15 protein-coding genes are annotated in these 14,370 nt (G+C 55.0%); 12 read left to right on the plus strand and 3 right to left on the minus strand.

Going from position 1 to position 14,370, the window contains the following annotated elements; genetic code table 11:
- Nucleotides 1-137 precede the first annotated feature (137 nt).
- From PHE17_RS09905 to PHE17_RS09915, 3 genes are all read left to right on the plus strand, one after another.
- Nucleotides 138-956 carry a CbbQ/NirQ/NorQ/GpvN family protein gene (locus PHE17_RS09905; protein WP_301015685.1) on the plus strand — a complete coding sequence of 273 codons (819 nt, stop codon included), beginning with the start codon at nucleotides 138-140 and terminating at the stop codon, nucleotides 954-956.
- Nucleotides 957-3,071, plus strand: a complete 2,115-nt coding sequence (locus PHE17_RS09910; RefSeq protein ID WP_301015686.1) for a nitric oxide reductase activation protein — start codon at nucleotides 957-959, stop codon at nucleotides 3,069-3,071.
- Nucleotides 3,072-3,202: 131 nt separating this feature from the next.
- Nucleotides 3,203-3,463 (plus strand): hypothetical protein, encoded by a 261-nt coding sequence (locus PHE17_RS09915; RefSeq protein ID WP_301015687.1) that lies wholly within the window; start codon nucleotides 3,203-3,205, stop codon nucleotides 3,461-3,463.
- Between the two features lie 24 nt (nucleotides 3,464-3,487).
- On the opposite strand, the gene PHE17_RS09920 is transcribed toward PHE17_RS09915, so the two are convergent.
- Nucleotides 3,488-4,723, minus strand: a complete 1,236-nt coding sequence (locus PHE17_RS09920; RefSeq protein ID WP_301015688.1) for an ATP-binding protein — start codon at nucleotides 4,721-4,723, stop codon at nucleotides 3,488-3,490.
- Between the two features lie 173 nt (nucleotides 4,724-4,896).
- Between PHE17_RS09920 and PHE17_RS09925 the strand changes: the two genes are divergently transcribed.
- Entirely contained in the window at nucleotides 4,897-5,307 is a 411-nt protein-coding gene (locus PHE17_RS09925) for a hypothetical protein (RefSeq protein WP_301015689.1), read from the plus strand.
- Between the two features lie 8 nt (nucleotides 5,308-5,315).
- Here the strand turns inward: PHE17_RS09925 and PHE17_RS09930 are convergent, their stop codons facing one another.
- Complete coding sequence (locus tag PHE17_RS09930) at nucleotides 5,316-5,678, minus strand: hypothetical protein (RefSeq protein ID WP_301015690.1); 363 nt, start codon at nucleotides 5,676-5,678, stop codon at nucleotides 5,316-5,318.
- Nucleotides 5,679-5,761: 83 nt separating this feature from the next.
- On the opposite strand from PHE17_RS09930, the gene PHE17_RS09935 reads away from it, so the two are divergent.
- Together PHE17_RS09935 and PHE17_RS09940 are read left to right on the plus strand one after the other, a co-directional pair.
- The gene (locus tag PHE17_RS09935; RefSeq protein WP_301015691.1) at nucleotides 5,762-6,244 is read left to right on the plus strand and encodes a methylated-DNA--[protein]-cysteine S-methyltransferase; all 483 of its coding nucleotides are present in this window, start codon (nucleotides 5,762-5,764) and stop codon (nucleotides 6,242-6,244) included.
- An 88-nt stretch (nucleotides 6,245-6,332) separates the two neighbouring features.
- Nucleotides 6,333-6,725, plus strand: coding sequence for a DUF302 domain-containing protein (locus PHE17_RS09940; RefSeq protein WP_301015692.1), 393 nt, complete (start codon nucleotides 6,333-6,335; stop codon nucleotides 6,723-6,725).
- 45 nt (nucleotides 6,726-6,770) lie between these two features.
- On the opposite strand, the gene PHE17_RS09945 is transcribed toward PHE17_RS09940, so the two are convergent.
- On the minus strand, nucleotides 6,771-7,385 hold the full coding sequence (locus tag PHE17_RS09945) for a LysE family translocator (RefSeq protein WP_301015693.1): 615 nt from the start codon (nucleotides 7,383-7,385) through the stop codon (nucleotides 6,771-6,773).
- Between the two features lie 78 nt (nucleotides 7,386-7,463).
- Between PHE17_RS09945 and PHE17_RS09950 the strand changes: the two genes are divergently transcribed.
- The 6 genes from PHE17_RS09950 (at nucleotide 7,464) to PHE17_RS09975 (ending at nucleotide 14,370) form a co-directional block, all read left to right on the plus strand.
- Nucleotides 7,464-7,709: a hypothetical protein gene (locus tag PHE17_RS09950; protein ID WP_301015694.1), complete on the plus strand. Its 246-nt coding sequence runs from the start codon at nucleotides 7,464-7,466 to the stop codon at nucleotides 7,707-7,709.
- Nucleotides 7,687-8,142, plus strand: coding sequence for a PIN domain-containing protein (locus PHE17_RS09955; protein ID WP_301015695.1), 456 nt, complete (start codon nucleotides 7,687-7,689; stop codon nucleotides 8,140-8,142). Before PHE17_RS09950 ends, PHE17_RS09955 begins: the two co-directional genes overlap by 23 nt.
- A 69-nt stretch (nucleotides 8,143-8,211) precedes the next feature.
- A complete protein-coding gene (locus tag PHE17_RS09960; RefSeq protein WP_301015696.1) occupies nucleotides 8,212-10,926 on the plus strand; it encodes a hypothetical protein in 2,715 nt (904 codons plus the stop codon).
- 56 nt (nucleotides 10,927-10,982) lie between these two features.
- Nucleotides 10,983-11,414, plus strand: coding sequence for a putative toxin-antitoxin system toxin component, PIN family (locus tag PHE17_RS09965; RefSeq protein ID WP_301015697.1), 432 nt, complete (start codon nucleotides 10,983-10,985; stop codon nucleotides 11,412-11,414).
- Complete coding sequence (locus tag PHE17_RS09970) at nucleotides 11,405-11,632, plus strand: toxin-antitoxin system HicB family antitoxin (protein WP_301015698.1); 228 nt, start codon at nucleotides 11,405-11,407, stop codon at nucleotides 11,630-11,632. The genes PHE17_RS09965 and PHE17_RS09970 overlap by 10 nt, the downstream gene beginning before the upstream one ends.
- 128 nt (nucleotides 11,633-11,760) lie before the next feature.
- Nucleotides 11,761-14,370, plus strand: coding sequence for a hypothetical protein (locus tag PHE17_RS09975; protein ID WP_301015699.1), 2,610 nt, complete (start codon nucleotides 11,761-11,763; stop codon nucleotides 14,368-14,370).

Below are 14,370 nucleotides of genomic sequence, written 5' to 3' on the forward strand. Positions count from 1 at the left end.
TTGCTAATGGGGTATACGCTACCACTGGTGGCATGAGGGTTCTAGTTTTCCTGACATAAGGCATTGGGGAAATACCCTGCCATTCCTGCACCTGTTATGATCTTGGCTTCCAATTGCACACACCACAGGAGCCAGCAGTGGAGAATACCGCCCGTATCCACGACCCATCGACTTACACCATTGAAAAACAGCCGTATTACGTCCCGGTTGGCAATGAAGTCACCCTGTTTGAAGCGGCTTACAGCAGCCATTTGCCAGTGTTGCTCAAGGGCCCGACCGGCTGCGGCAAAACCCGTTTCATGGAATACATGGCGTGGAAAATCCAGCGCCCGATGATCACCGTTTCCTGCCACGATGACTTGACCACTTCCGACCTCGTGGGGCGTTATTTGGTGAAAGGCGGCGAAACCGTGTGGGTGGATGGCCCGTTGACCCGTGCGGTGCGTTCTGGTGGCATTTGTTACCTCGATGAAATTGTCGAAGCGCGGAAAGACACAATGGTGGTGATCCACCCGCTTGCCGACGACCGCCGCATCATGCCGATTGAAAAGCTGGGGCAATTGCTGGAAGCGCCGGAAAGTTTCTGCCTCGCCATCTCCTACAACCCCGGCTACCAAAGCGTGCTGAAGGAACTCAAACAGTCGACCCGTCAGCGTTTTGTCGCCATCGAATTCAATTACCCCACGCACGACTTGGAACGCCAAATCATCATCCACGAAACCGGGTTGGATGTGGTTTCCACCGACAAGTTGCTGAAACTCGCCGACATGACCCGCAACCTCAAAGGCAATGGCTTGGAAGAGGGTGCGTCGACCCGTTTGCTGGTACACGCGGGTAAACTGATTGCCAAAGGCGTGGAACCGCGTGCCGCGTGCCAAGGTGCAGTGGCATTGGCGTTGACCGATGACAGCGACATGATCGCGGCGATTAATGAACTGATTGGCGCGTTGTTTTAAATGAAATCTGCATGGCTTCCCCGCTCCTACGATGCGCTGCTGCTGCATTTGGAAGCGCTTTACGAAATTGAGTTCACTTTCCTCAAAGTTGAAAAGCTGGCGGAAGGGCTGCGGCCGCTTGACCGTGACACGCAGGATTTTATCCTCGGTTGGGCAGCACGGCTCAACAGCACCAACGTTTACATCAGCCACGAATTCACCATCCGCGTGGTGGACGCGCTCGACAAGATGGAACGCCGCGTGATTGAAGCGTGGGCAGTGCGGGCGGCAGATACCTTCGACCGTTTGGGCTTGCGTCCTGCGTTGGAAGTGATCCAGAAAGTGGACAGTTTCCTTGCCAATACCCACACACTGGCGGAAGGCGTCACGTTTGAGGAGGTGGAACCGATCCTGTCCACCTTCGTGTGCGGTTTGTCGGGGCGGCGGCTCAAGCTGGCGCAGGGCGAAAGCGTTTACACCGACAGCGAAACGCTGTACTTGCCGAACATTTCCGCCCGCTTGGAAAAGGCCAAAGACAATTTCCTGCTGTGTAAGGCGCAGGTGGCGTTCATGTGGGCGCAAATCCGCTTCGGCAGTTTTCGGGTGGATTTTGCCACGGCGTTTGACGCTTACCCCGATAAGGAACAGGCGTTAGCGGCGTTTCATGCGCTCGATACGCTGCGCTTGGAAGGCTGTTTGGCGCGGGAATTGCCGGGGTTGTGGCGGGATATGCAGCGCTTGGATGGTGTAAAAGGGGTGGAATTTCCGCGTTTGCAATCCCCTGATGCTACCGTGCAAGATGTGCTGGAACTGGTTCCGCAAGTGTTGCATAGGGACTTCCCGCAGCGTATTTATCAGCCTGCGCTTAATCCCGAAGCCATTAGCGCTTGTATGTTGGCGCGGATGGAACGCGAAAAGATTCTATTGCGGGTGAAGTTGGCGGAGATGTTGAAAGAGTTGGGGGAAACCCCTCACCCCCCAACCCCCTCTCCCTCAGAGGGGGAGGAAGAGAAAGAAGTGGCTACTCCGCCGGAATTTGAAGTGAAAGAGACGTTGGAGGGGGCGGGTTTTGAATTGACGCTGGATGACAAGCCGATTGCGCCGCCGGATGAGGTGAAAGACCTGATCACGTCGATCATGCTCGACTGGGGCGATGTGCCGCCGGAGTTTCTGGTTCCCGCAGGCCCCGGCGAATACGACCCGTCGCTGTATGAAAAGAAAGAAAACGACAGCGACCCGTGGAAAGGCATTTACCACGAAGATGGCGCGTTCCTCTACGACGAATGGGACAACGCCCGCCAGCATTACCGCAAGCACTGGTGCGTGTTGCGCGAGATCGACATTCCCCCCGCAGACCCCGCCTATGTCGGATTGGCGCTGCAAAAACATCAGGGCATGGTGAAACATTTACGCCGTACTTTCGAGGCGATGCGTGATGAAAACCGCTTGCTCAAGCGCCAAGTGCAGGGAGATGACGTGGACATTGATGCGCTGGTGGAAGCGCTTGCCGATTGCCGCGATGGGCGCGAAATGAGCGATAAGCTGTTCATGCACCAGCATCGCGCCGACCGCAATATCGCGGTGATGTTGATGGTTGATATGAGCGGCAGCACCAAGGGATGGATCAATGATGCGATCCGCGAATCACTGGTGATGCTGTGCGAAGTGCTGGAAACCCTCGGCGACCGCTACGCCATTTACGGCTTTTCCGGGATTGGGCGCAAGCGCTGCGAAATCTACCGCATCAAAACTTTTGAAGACCCGTACAACGCGGACACCAAAGCGCGGATTGCCGGGATTGTGCCGAAAGATTACACCCGCATGGGCGTGGCGATCCGCCATTTGAGCCAGAAACTCAACACTATCGACGCCAAAACCCGCTTGCTGATTACGCTGTCCGACGGCAAACCGGAAGACTATTTCGACATCTACAACACCCAATACGGCATTGAAGACACGCGCCAAGCCTTGTTTGAGGCACGGCGCACCGGGATTCATCCGTTTTGCATCACCATCGACAAGCATGGGAAAGATTATTTGCCGCACATGTACGGGCACGCCAATTGGGTGGAAATCGACGATGTGAAGAAGTTGCCGCTGAAGGTGGCGGATATTTACCGCAGGCTGACGACATAAGGTTTGGAAAAATGATGTCTAAGGGTTGGAAAACACTTCGGGGTGATGAATGGCAATACGAGGATAGGCTATGCAAAATAGAGGCGTATTATTGCATGTCTCCACCGAATAGCTGTTTGGTGACAATTCAGTTGAAAAATTTGCAACTATCAGAAGTTCAAATTCACGAGTTGCTGTGGTCTATCCAGCAAAAATTCGTTGATCTGAAGATTGAGGTGTTTGACGACAGGTTCTTAACGCCAATACTGAAAAGTCTGCAACGCAAAGGATTGTTGGCAATGAACCTAGACAATTCGATAAATCATCGCTACATCAAAGATATTCATGTTTCTCAGCCCAGTAAGTTTACTGATGCGCTGGGTAAAAAACGATGGTGGCGTTTTTGGTCGTGATGTATGTCGGTGCATCGAGCCGGGTTATAAACACCCTGCCGGAATTTGGATGATCTTATCCGCCAGCATTTTGACTTCAGCGTTATTGTTTACCACAACCCCGAACGGTAACTCGTGCAATTCCACAAACTGCCGCAGTGCGGTTAGCTGTTTTACTGCCGTTTGATGTCCGAACTTGATTTCAATCGGTAAGGTTCCAAAGCTACCATCCAGTACCAGATCAACTTCAGCGCCATTCTTGGTGCGGAAGTAGTAATAATCCCAGCGGTTAGCGCGGGTTGATTGGATGCCTTTAATGATTTCTTCGGTGATGAAGGCTTCAAAGTTTTGCCCCAACTGTGGGGAACGCAGCAGGGCTTCGCGGGTTTCAATACCTGCCAGATAGTGCGTCAGGCCACTGTCACGCAGGATGCCTTTGGGCATTTTCAGCGCCGATTTGCTTTTGCTGGTTTCAAACGAGGGAATGGTGCGCCAGATGTAGGTTTTGTCGGCAATTTCGATGTAGTCTCGGATCGTCACTTCCGACACATCCACCGAACGCCCCAATTGTGCCTTGTTGATGATCATGCCGGACAGGGAGGCCAGCATACTGATAAAGCGCCGGTAACGGATGCTATCCAAACGCGGGAACAGCCGCCGGATGTCGCGGTTGATGTAGGTCTGGTAATAGTTTTCCATCCACACCCCAAACGCATAACTGTCTTGCGCCAGCACGGGTTCGGGATAGCCGCCCCGCAGGAACAAGGGAATGACATCAGGAATCGGGTTTTCCAGCGTTTTCAGATAATCCAGCGTGTCTGCCGTGAGTGGCTGCTCAAAAATGCGGTAAAACGGTGGCAGCGGCTGCTGGAGAATTTCGTTCATCTTCAGCGTGCCGATTTCTACGATGGCGATGCGTCCGGCGAGCGAATCACTGGCGTGCTGCAATAATTCGGGGGAGCTGGAGCCAGTCAGGATAAACCGCCCCTTTTCATCCCGGTTCGCATCAATGACACCGCGCAAGTGGCGGAACAGTTCCGGGTTTTCTTGAGCTTCGTCGATGATGACGTGGCGCGGGTGTTCGCGGAAAAAGAAATCATAATCGCGGCTGATGAAGTCGTAATCTGCGCCATTCTCCAGATCGAAGTAACGCCAAGTGGGGCGTAGCTGTTGGCTGAGGGTGGTTTTGCCGGTTTGCCGCGCACCAATCAGCAACACCACGGGGAAGAGGGTGAGCAGCAGATTGATTTTAGCTTCGAGATTGCGTTTTAGATCAGTCATATCCAAAGTATATGCTTGGATTTTACTGGTGTAAATGAAGGTGTGAAGAAGTTGCCGCTGAAGGTGGCGGATATTTACCGCAGGCTGACGACCTAACGCAGTCTCTCGCCGACTTTGAACAAAGCCGTGGTTATAATGTCACACAAGATATTCTCAACTTCTGGAAAACATGCATGAAACAGCTCTTTGCTTACGCCTTACTAATCACCTTGCTGAGTGCCTGCGCAACACCTGTGGCTAACGTTAGGGTTGATGACCAACAACTCAGCATGATCAGGGAAGGTCAAACAACAGAGCAGGAGGTTGTCCAGATGTTAGGCAGGCCGACTACCGTCACGGTAACGCCGCAGCGCCGGACATTGGTTTACTCCTATACCCTGAACAACAATGTCGAAAAGCAAGTGGTGTCTACCACGGGCACGGTGGTTGGGGGCTTTGTGGCTGGGCCGATTGGTTCCCTCGCGGGGGGGATGCTAGGCGGTGTTGTGCCAAATAACCAGATGCAGGATCAGGTCAGCATTGATATTGACCCTATCACCTACACCGTGATTAATTACCAGCGTCAGCGCACCACGAATTACTGAAGCCTCACCTACAACTGCACCCCAATCGTAATTCCCGTGTTAGGGGGGAGGTAGGGGTAATTGAAATTATCACGGTTGGTGCTATTGCGTTGCACCTGCCGTGATTGGCACACGCGGAAACCATCTTCCCAACCTATTTTGTATTCGTTCTTGTTTATCTGGCTCAAATCCTTGGAATAGACGAAAGCATTGTTGCCGCCTGCGGATAAACCACTTTGGCAACCGTCGTGATAGCCATTGATAAAGGTTGGCGATTGACCGCTGACCCCCGCCATTTCGCGGGCAAGTTGCGCCTCTGGTGGTGGGCTGGCGCAAGCGGACAGCAAGCAGGCGGTAATGCAAACGTATGGCAAGGTGTGTTTGATGCCCATGATAAATTCCTTGTGCGCTAGCTGAGTTGATTTTTCATTCTGTTATAGTAGAGAGCGCGGCAGCGTAACTCAAGGGAGCAAGGATGACAGTTTGTTTTGAAGAGCGGCATTACCCGTGCGGAACGTTGTATCTCGCGGCAGATGCCGTGGCGCTGCGGGCGGTGGCGTTCAGCACCAACTGGCCTCGCATCAAAGCGGCGTTGGGCGCGGTGCAAGCAGGCAGTAACCCCTTGATCGAACAAGCTGCGCAGCAATTGCACGAATACTTCACCCGCCAGCGGCAAGCATTTGACCTGCCGCTGCATCTGGATGGCACGGCATTCCAGCGCCGTACATGGCAGGCGTTACAAGCAATCCCTTACGGCGAAACCCGCAGTTATGCCGAACAGGCTGCGCTGCTGGGGCAACCGCAAGCTGTCCGCGCGGTCGGGCGCACCAACGGCTTGAACCCGCTTTGCATCATCATTCCCTGCCATCGGGTCATTGCCAAATCCGGTAAGTTGGCAGGCTACGCAGGCGGGTTGGAAGCCAAGCAGTATTTGCTGCAACTGGAAGCGGGCGGCTAGCTGCACCGGGTTTGTGATTTTGCATTGTTTGGGCTAGCGCGGCTGCTTACACTTGCGCCCCATATTTTCACTACAGAAAGGAAATCTCATGTCATACGAATTCAACACCACCATTCAGGGCAGCTTTGACGAAGCGGTGGAAAAAGTCCGCGCAGTATTGCTGGAAGAGCACTTGGGTGTGGTCAGCGAAGTCAACGTACAAGCCATTTTCAAAGCTAAAATGGATAAAGACATTGCGCCTTACCGCATTTTCGGCGCGTGCAACCCTAAATTGGCGTCTGAAATTCTGGCAGTGGAACCGAACGCGGGCACATTGCTGCCGTGCAATTTCGTCATGTACGAAAGCGCACCGGGCAGCGTGGTGGTGAGCTTTATGGATCCCGTAACCGTGCTGGGTTTGGCGCAAAGCGACGCGGCGCACCAAGTCGGTAAAGTGGCAAAAGAAAAACTGCTGCGCGTGATCGACAAGTTGTCAGCGTAAAAAAACTCCCGGCCTCCCCATCAGCGGGGGGCGTGGGATTGCCCTTTATTGCAGCAATATCCGTAGCGCCAGCAAGATCAAAATGACGCCAAGGCTGCGCTCAATCCACACCTGATGTTGCCGTAACCACACCAGCATTTGCCCCTGCGACAGTAACGCTGCTACCAGCACATACCACGCCCCATCCACCAACGTAATCGTGCCGACGAACACACTTTTCGCCGCAAAACTCATGCCCACATGCACAAACTGGCTGAACAGCGCGAGGAAATACAGCCCCACTTTGGGGTTAAACAGCGCCATCAAAAAGCCATCGCGGGCAGCATCACGCAAGGAAGCAGGCGCGGCGAGCGGGTTGCTGGTTTGCCCGCCGTTCGGTTGCGCCCGCAAGCCCTGATAGCCCAGCCACAGTAAATAAGCCGCCCCGGCGTAACTGATGCCTTTGAACAGCAACGGCGATTGCTGCAACAGCAACACTAAACCCAGCACCGACAGCAGCGCATACAGCCCGATGCCGAGTGCGTGGGCAATGCCAGTGACTACGCCGTGCAAGCGCGAGTTATTCAGCGTTTGGCGCAGCACCACCGCAAGGCTTGCGCCGGGGAACATCGCGCCCATCAGGCAAAGGGTGAGGAGGGAAAGCCAAGTGCTGAGGGTCATGGTTATGTGCCTGTTGATCGGATCGGAATTGTTTTACACGTAAACACGTGCTACACAGTAAAGTGTGGAGGTGATCACATGAAACAGAATATTACGCTTTCGTTGGAAAAAGAATTGCTCCAGCAAGTCAAAATCCTCGCAGCCCAGAAATCGACATCCATCAGTGCCTTGCTGACGGCAGAATTGGAACGTCTGCTCAAGAAAGACGATGCTTACCAGCAGGCGATGGAAAAAGCCTTTGCTTCGATGGAAAAAGGCTATGACTTCGGTGGTGGCAATTATTTGACGCGCGAGGAAATGTATGACCGAAAAAACTTTCGTTGATAGCAACATCCTGCTGTATGTCTACGATCATGCAGCAGGCTGGAGGCAGGAAATCTGCAAGCAAGCCGTGCAGGATTTGTGGCGGCAACGTTGCGGGGTGATCAGCACACAGGTCATGCAAGAGTTTTACCACAATGCTACCCGTAAACTGCGTAACCCGATGAATTACGCTGCGGCTAGAGCCGAACTGAAATTGTATCAATTATGGGAGGTTGTGCAGGTTGACCCGTTATTGATCCAGAGCGCGTCTGAAATTCAGGAAACGGCTCGGCTATCGTTCTGGGATGCGTTGATCGTCGCAGCGGCACAGCGGGCAAACGCCAGCGTTTTGTTGAGCGAAGATTTGAATCACGGGCAGGTGATTGGCGGGGTGCGTATCCATAATCCGCTGGTGAATCAGGTGCAGGAAGATGGTGCGGCGTATCAGGTTTAGGTGTGCTGAAAATCGGACAATAGGGCGGATAAACGGTATGATTCTGCCATCATCGCAGAGAGGCTTGTCATGCCAGAGAGTTTACCGCCGCCAACGACGCAAACTTTACCCACCGATTTAGCACCCGTGGAAACGTGGCTGGATGGCCTCAGTAATGCAGAAGCGGGCATTCTGGTATTGCTGTTGACGGTATTGGGCAGCTTGATAATGTGGTTATTCAAGCGCAAAAAGACAGACATACCGCCTCCTCCTCCCGGCAATACTAATACTCTCAATCCGACGATTACAGTCAGTCCGATCATTACGGTTAATCCTGCACCACCTGCATTGCCTGCGGTTGTGAAATCTGAAGATCGGGTTATCCACTCCGACCGCCTCCCCACCGTCAAAGGCGGCTTCTTCGGACGCTCCACCGAACTGCAACTCCTCAACGACGCATGGGCAAACACCACCACCCGCATCATCCAATTCATCGCCCCCGGCGGCACAGGCAAAACCAAACTGCTGCGCCACTGGCTCGACCACACCACCGACATCCCGGTGCTGATTGCGTGGTCGTTCTATTCGCAAGGGGCGAGTGAAGACAAGCAGACTTCCGCCACGCCGTTTTTCAGCCATGCGTTTGAAAAGCTCGGCTCAACCCGTGAGAAATTTTCCACGGAGGAAGACAAAGGTGAACACCTCGCTGACTTGTTGCGCCGTCAGCGTTGCGTGCTGGTGCTGGATGGTTTGGAGCCGCTGCAACATGCGGGGAGCGGAATGCGTGGCGAACTCAAAGACCGCGCCATCCGCCAACTGCTGAAAAGTCTGGCGGGGCGCAACAACGGCCTGTGCATTATCACCACGCGGATTGCAGTGCATGAACTCAGTGACCGTGAAGCCCCCACCGTTATCAGCCATGATCTGCAAAACTTGTGTGAGGTGGATGGCATCCAGTTGCTGCAATCTCTGGGGGCAAACGGCAGCACGGCGGAGTTGGGCAAAGCGGTGGGTGAATACGGCGGTCATGCGCTGGCCTTGAGTTTGCTGGGGAATGCGGTACGGCGGTATTTGGACGGTGACATCCTCAGACGTGACACCATCCGCGAACTGAATGACGGCAGCGGGCAAATCGAACACCATGCCTTCAAGGTGATGCGGGCGTATGAAACGTGGCTGGCGGGTACGGCGGAATTGAAAGTGTTGTACTTGTTGGGTTTGTTCGACCACCCGATTGACCAGCCTGTCCTTGATGTATTGCTGCAAGCACGCATCCCCGGATTGACCGCAGCACCCCAGCCCAAGCGTGGTTGGCTCAGCAAATGGTTGGGCAAGTCCAAGCCTACGTCACTCAGCCAACAAGAACAGCGGGAATGGGGTCAGGCAGTGCTGGCTTTGCGCGAAGAACACCACCTGTTGTCGCAGCATGACAACGGCGGCGACCTCGACTGCCACCCGCTGATCCGCGAATACTTTGGCGGGCAACTACAAACCCAGCAGCCGCAAGCGTGGCAACAGGCGCATGAACGGCTGTACGGCTACTACAAAGCCCTGCCGGAGAAGGAGTTGCCCGATACGCTGGAAGAAATGCAGCCGCTGTTTAGTGCGGTGGCGCATGGGTGTGCGGCGGGGTTGCATCAGCTTGTGGAAGACGAAGTACATTGGCCTCGAATTATTCGTTCAAATGCAAATGAAGGTTATATCGTCCATAAGTTGGGGGCATTCAGTGATGAACTTGCAACTATCTCGCACTACTTCGACGAACCTTGGCGAAAAGTATCGAGCAATCTGATTGTGTCTGATCAAGCGGCTGTTCTGAACTGGGCAGGCTTCGGCTTACGCGCCTTGGGGCGGCTGCGTGAGGCACTGGAGCCGATGCAGGCAAACATCGAAATGAACGTAAAGCGGGAAAACTGGAAAAGTGCCGCTGTCAACGCCAGCAACCTCAGCGAACTGCAACTCACCCTCGGCGATATGGCGCAAGCGGTGGAAAGCGGCGCACGCAGCAGCCGCTACGCCGACCAGTCCGGGGATATGTTCCAGCGTATGGCAAGACGCACCACCCACGCCGATGCCCTGCATCAGGCAGGGGACACCGCCGCCGCCCTTGCCCTGTTCCGGGAAGCGGAGCAACTCCAGCAGGAACACCAGCCTGCGTACCCGCGCCTGTATTCGCTGTGGGGTTTCCGCTACTGCGACCTGCTGTTGGCGCAGGGCAGCACGGCGGAGGTGCTGGAGCGGGCGGAATATGCTTTGAAAATCGCAAAAGATAGTGGGCAATTGCTGAGTATTGCACTGGATCAACTCATCCTTGGACGCGCCCATCTGCAACAACGATTGCTCCCCTCTACCTCTGGGAGAGGGGCTGGGGGTGAGGGTCTTCACTGGCTGGAGCAGGCTGTCGCTGGTTTACGTGCAGCAGGACAACAGGATGATTTACCTCGCGGTCTGCTCGCCCGCGCTGCACTGCACCGCCACACGCACGACTTCGCCCGCGCCCGGCAGGACTTGCAGGAAGTGTTCGACATTGCCGACGGCAGCGGGATGCGGCTGCATTTGACGGATTACCATTTGGAGATGGCGCGGTTGTTGGTGGCGGAGGAAGAAACCCCTCCTAACCTCCCCTTATCAGGGGAGGAACAAGATGCTTCTGCCACTACCGTGCAAGAATGCCCCTCCCCTGATAAGGGGAGGCCGGGAGGGGTTTCTTTCCACATCCGCGAAGCCGAACGCCTGATCCAGGAAACCGGCTACCACCGCCGCGATGCGGAACTCGCAGACCTAAAGACCAAACTTTACACCTGACAAACGCTAGCATATACGCTAGCATGAAAGCATTGAAACCGTAGCGAGTCACCCGCTTGAAAGTTGTTGTTGATACTAATGTCATGGTCGCTGCCCTGTTGGGAAAAGAAGCGGCTACTGCCCGACAAGTCATAGAACTTGGCTTGCAGGACAAAATTACACCCTTGATGGCGGATGCCCTTTTCAACGAATATCTGGACGTTATCAGCCGCGACGATGTAATGCAGAAATGCCCTTTCGATGGCGATGAACGCATGGAATTTCTGTCGGCTTTTCTCGCCTGCTGTCAGTGGTGCAAAATTTATTTCGGTTGGCGACCCAACCTGCAAGATGAGGGCGACAATCACCTAATTGAACTCGCTATCGCAGGTGGAGCCAAATACATCATTACCACGAATGTGCGTGATTTCAAAAACGGGGAGTTGCTGTTCGATGGGCTTAACATCGTCACTCCCCAACAATTTATCAAGGAGGCGTTATGGGCGTAATCACCGTCAGATTGCCAGAAGACACCCACCAACGGGTCAAAACGCTGGCAACATCCCGCAATATCAGCATCAACAAGCTGTACGAAGAATTCACCATCATGGCACTCACCCAGTTTGATGCTGAAAACCGCTTCAAGGCACTCGCCAGCCGGGGCAACAAACAGCGCGGGCTGGAACTGCTGAAAAAACTGCAAAACCACTACGGGGATGCTGGCTGAATTTGTTGGTGCATCGCTGGAGGGTACTCCCCTTTGAAAAAGGGGAGACAGAGGGGATTTTCTTCGATTAGTCGGACAAAATCGCCGATAAACGGTATTATCAGCGCATCAATGCTAAGGATGATGTGATGCCTGACAGCCCAGAACCCGCCCAATTTTGCTACGAATCGCTGACCTGCTTTCACGCATGGGTGCATGACCTGACTGATGGTGAGGCGACTTTGTATTCAATGCTGGTAGCGGGGGCGATTGCCGTATTGGGTTGGTTCATTAAACAACTGTGGGCGATGTTCCGTAAAAAAGAGGATGTTGTTCCTCCGGTAAGCACCAATACGGTTGCGCCTGTTATTACCGTCAATCCTATTATTCGGGTTGAGCATCCTGCCCAATCACTGTTACCCGCAGTTATTTCCAACGAACCGACTACACCCGAACACATCCACTCCGACCGCCTCCCCACCGTCAAAGGCGGCTTCTTCGGACGCTCCGCCGAACTGCAACTCCTCAACGACGCATGGGCAAACACCACCACCCGCATCATCCAATTCATCGCCCCCGGCGGCACTGGCAAAACCAAACTCCTGCGCCACTGGCTCGACCACACCACCGACATTCCGGTGCTAATCGCGTGGTCGTTCTATTCGCAAGGGGCGAGCGAAGACAAGCAGACTTCCGCCACGCCGTTTTTCAGCCATGCGTTTGCCAAGCTGGGTTCGAGCCGCGAGCGGTTTGCGTCGGAGGAAGACAAGGGCGACCACCTCGCCGAATTGCTGCACGGCAAACGCTACGTGCTGGTGCTGGATGGGTTGGAGCCGCTGCAACACGGCGGTGCGGCAATGCGCGGCGAACTCAAGGACAAAGCCATCCGCCAGTTGCTGCGCCAGCTTGCCCGCCATCCGTGCGGCTTGTGCATTATCACCACGCGGATTGCGCTGCATGAACTCAGTGACCGTGACGCGCCCACCGTCATCCGCCACGATTTGCAAAACCTGACAGCGGCGGATGGCATCCAGTTGCTGCAATCGCTGGGGGTAACGGGCAGCACGGCGGAACTGGGCAAGGCGGTGGGTGAATACGGCGGTCATGCGCTGGCGTTGAGTTTGCTGGGGAATGTGTTGCGGCTGCGGCATCAGGGCGATGTGCGCAAGCGCGATACGCTCAAAGCATTGGTCAAAGCCACGGGAAACCGCGACAGCCGTCATGCCTTCAAGGTGATGCAGGCTTACGAAGAATGGTTTGCGGGCGAGCCGGAACTGGCGTTGCTGCACTTGTTGGGGCTGTTCGACCACCCCATCGGGCAAGACGTGCTGCAAATGCTGTGGGATGCGCAGATTCCGCACCTGACCGCAGGCATTGATGAAGACGAATGGCTGGAAGCCATCGCCAGTTTGCGCGAAGAACACCACCTGTTATCGCAACATGACGGCGGCGGCGACCTCGACTGCCACCCGCTGATCCGCGAATACTTCGGCGGGCAACTGCAAACCCAGCAACCGCAAGCGTGGCAGCAGGCGCATGAACGGCTATACGAATACTACAAAGCCCTGCCGGAGAAAGAATTCCCCGATACGCTGGAAGAAATGCAGCCGCTGTTCAGTGCGGTGGCGCATGGGTGTGCAGCGGGGTTGCATCAGCAGGCGTTGGATGAGGTTTACTGGCCTCGTGTCCGGCGTAAGGAAGTGGCTTTCCTCGTCAAAAAACTCGGCGCTTTCAGCGATGACCTCGCTACCGTAGCGCATTTCTTCTCGACCCCGTGGCACACCCCCGCAGCGGGTTTGACGGAAGGCGATAAAGCCGCTGCGCTGAACTGGGCAGGCTTCCGCTTACGCGCCTTGGGGCGGCTGCATGAAGCACTAGAGCCGATGCAGGCAAACATTGAAATGAACGTAAAGCGGGAAAACTGGAAAAGTGCCGCCACCAACGCCAGCAACCTCAGCGAACTGCAACTCACCCTCGGCGATGTGGCGCAAGCGGTGGAGAGCGGCGCACGCAGCAGCCGCTACGCCGACCAGTCCGGGGATATGTTCCAGCGCATGAGCAAACGCACAACCCACGCCGATGCCCTGCATCAGGCAGGGGACACCGCAGCCGCCCTTGCCCTGTTCCGGGAAGCGGAGCAACTTTGGAAAAATCATTTCACTAATTTTCCCCGTATGTCTTCACTGTCTGGTTTCCGTTATTGCGATTTGTTGTTGGTACAGCACTATACTTCGGATGTATTAGATCGTGCGGAATATGCTCTCAAAATTGCTGAAGGACAAAGAAACCTACTAGATATTGCCCTGAATCAACTCACCCTCGGACGCGCCCATCTGCAACAACGCTTACTCCCCTCTACCTCCGGGAGAGGGGCTGGGGGTGAGGGTCTTCACTGGCTAGATCAGGCTGTCGCTGGTTTGCGTGCAGCAGGAACATTGCATAATTTGCCACTCGGCCTGCTCGCCCGCGCCGCCCTGCACCGCCACACCCACGACTTCGCCCGCGCCCGGCAGGACTTGCAGGAAGTGTTCGACATCGCCAACGGCAGCGGGATGCGGCTGCATTTGACGGATTATCATTTGGAGATGGCGCGGTTGTTGGTGGCGGAATCTCTTACCCCCTCTACCGCTTCGCGGGAGAGGGGGGCGGGGGGTGAGGGTCTTCAACACCACATCGCCGCAGCCGCCCGCCTAATCAAGGAAACCGGCTACCACCGCCGCGACCCCGAACTCGCCGAACTCCAGCAGCACCTAGCGTGA

Source organism: Thiothrix sp., assembly GCF_028714775.1.
Taxonomy (GTDB): domain Bacteria; phylum Pseudomonadota; class Gammaproteobacteria; order Thiotrichales; family Thiotrichaceae; genus Thiothrix.

What these genes read in the sequence shown, in the direction of transcription:
- PHE17_RS09910 (WP_301015686.1), top strand. Translation starts at nt 957, where the DNA reads ATGAAATCTGCATGGCTTCCCCGCTCCTACGATGCGCTGCTGCTGCAT.
- PHE17_RS09920 (WP_301015688.1), bottom strand. Translation starts at nt 4,723, where the DNA reads ATGACTGATCTAAAACGCAATCTCGAAGCTAAAATCAATCTGCTGCTC.
- PHE17_RS09925 (WP_301015689.1), top strand. Translation starts at nt 4,897, where the DNA reads ATGAAACAGCTCTTTGCTTACGCCTTACTAATCACCTTGCTGAGTGCC.
- PHE17_RS09930 (WP_301015690.1), bottom strand. Translation starts at nt 5,678, where the DNA reads ATGGGCATCAAACACACCTTGCCATACGTTTGCATTACCGCCTGCTTG.
- PHE17_RS09935 (WP_301015691.1), top strand. Translation starts at nt 5,762, where the DNA reads ATGACAGTTTGTTTTGAAGAGCGGCATTACCCGTGCGGAACGTTGTAT.
- PHE17_RS09940 (WP_301015692.1), top strand. Translation starts at nt 6,333, where the DNA reads ATGTCATACGAATTCAACACCACCATTCAGGGCAGCTTTGACGAAGCG.
- PHE17_RS09945 (WP_301015693.1), bottom strand. Translation starts at nt 7,385, where the DNA reads ATGACCCTCAGCACTTGGCTTTCCCTCCTCACCCTTTGCCTGATGGGC.
- PHE17_RS09950 (WP_301015694.1), top strand. Translation starts at nt 7,464, where the DNA reads ATGAAACAGAATATTACGCTTTCGTTGGAAAAAGAATTGCTCCAGCAA.
- PHE17_RS09955 (WP_301015695.1), top strand. Translation starts at nt 7,687, where the DNA reads ATGACCGAAAAAACTTTCGTTGATAGCAACATCCTGCTGTATGTCTAC.
- PHE17_RS09960 (WP_301015696.1), top strand. Translation starts at nt 8,212, where the DNA reads ATGCCAGAGAGTTTACCGCCGCCAACGACGCAAACTTTACCCACCGAT.
- PHE17_RS09970 (WP_301015698.1), top strand. Translation starts at nt 11,405, where the DNA reads ATGGGCGTAATCACCGTCAGATTGCCAGAAGACACCCACCAACGGGTC.
- PHE17_RS09975 (WP_301015699.1), top strand. Translation starts at nt 11,761, where the DNA reads ATGCCTGACAGCCCAGAACCCGCCCAATTTTGCTACGAATCGCTGACC.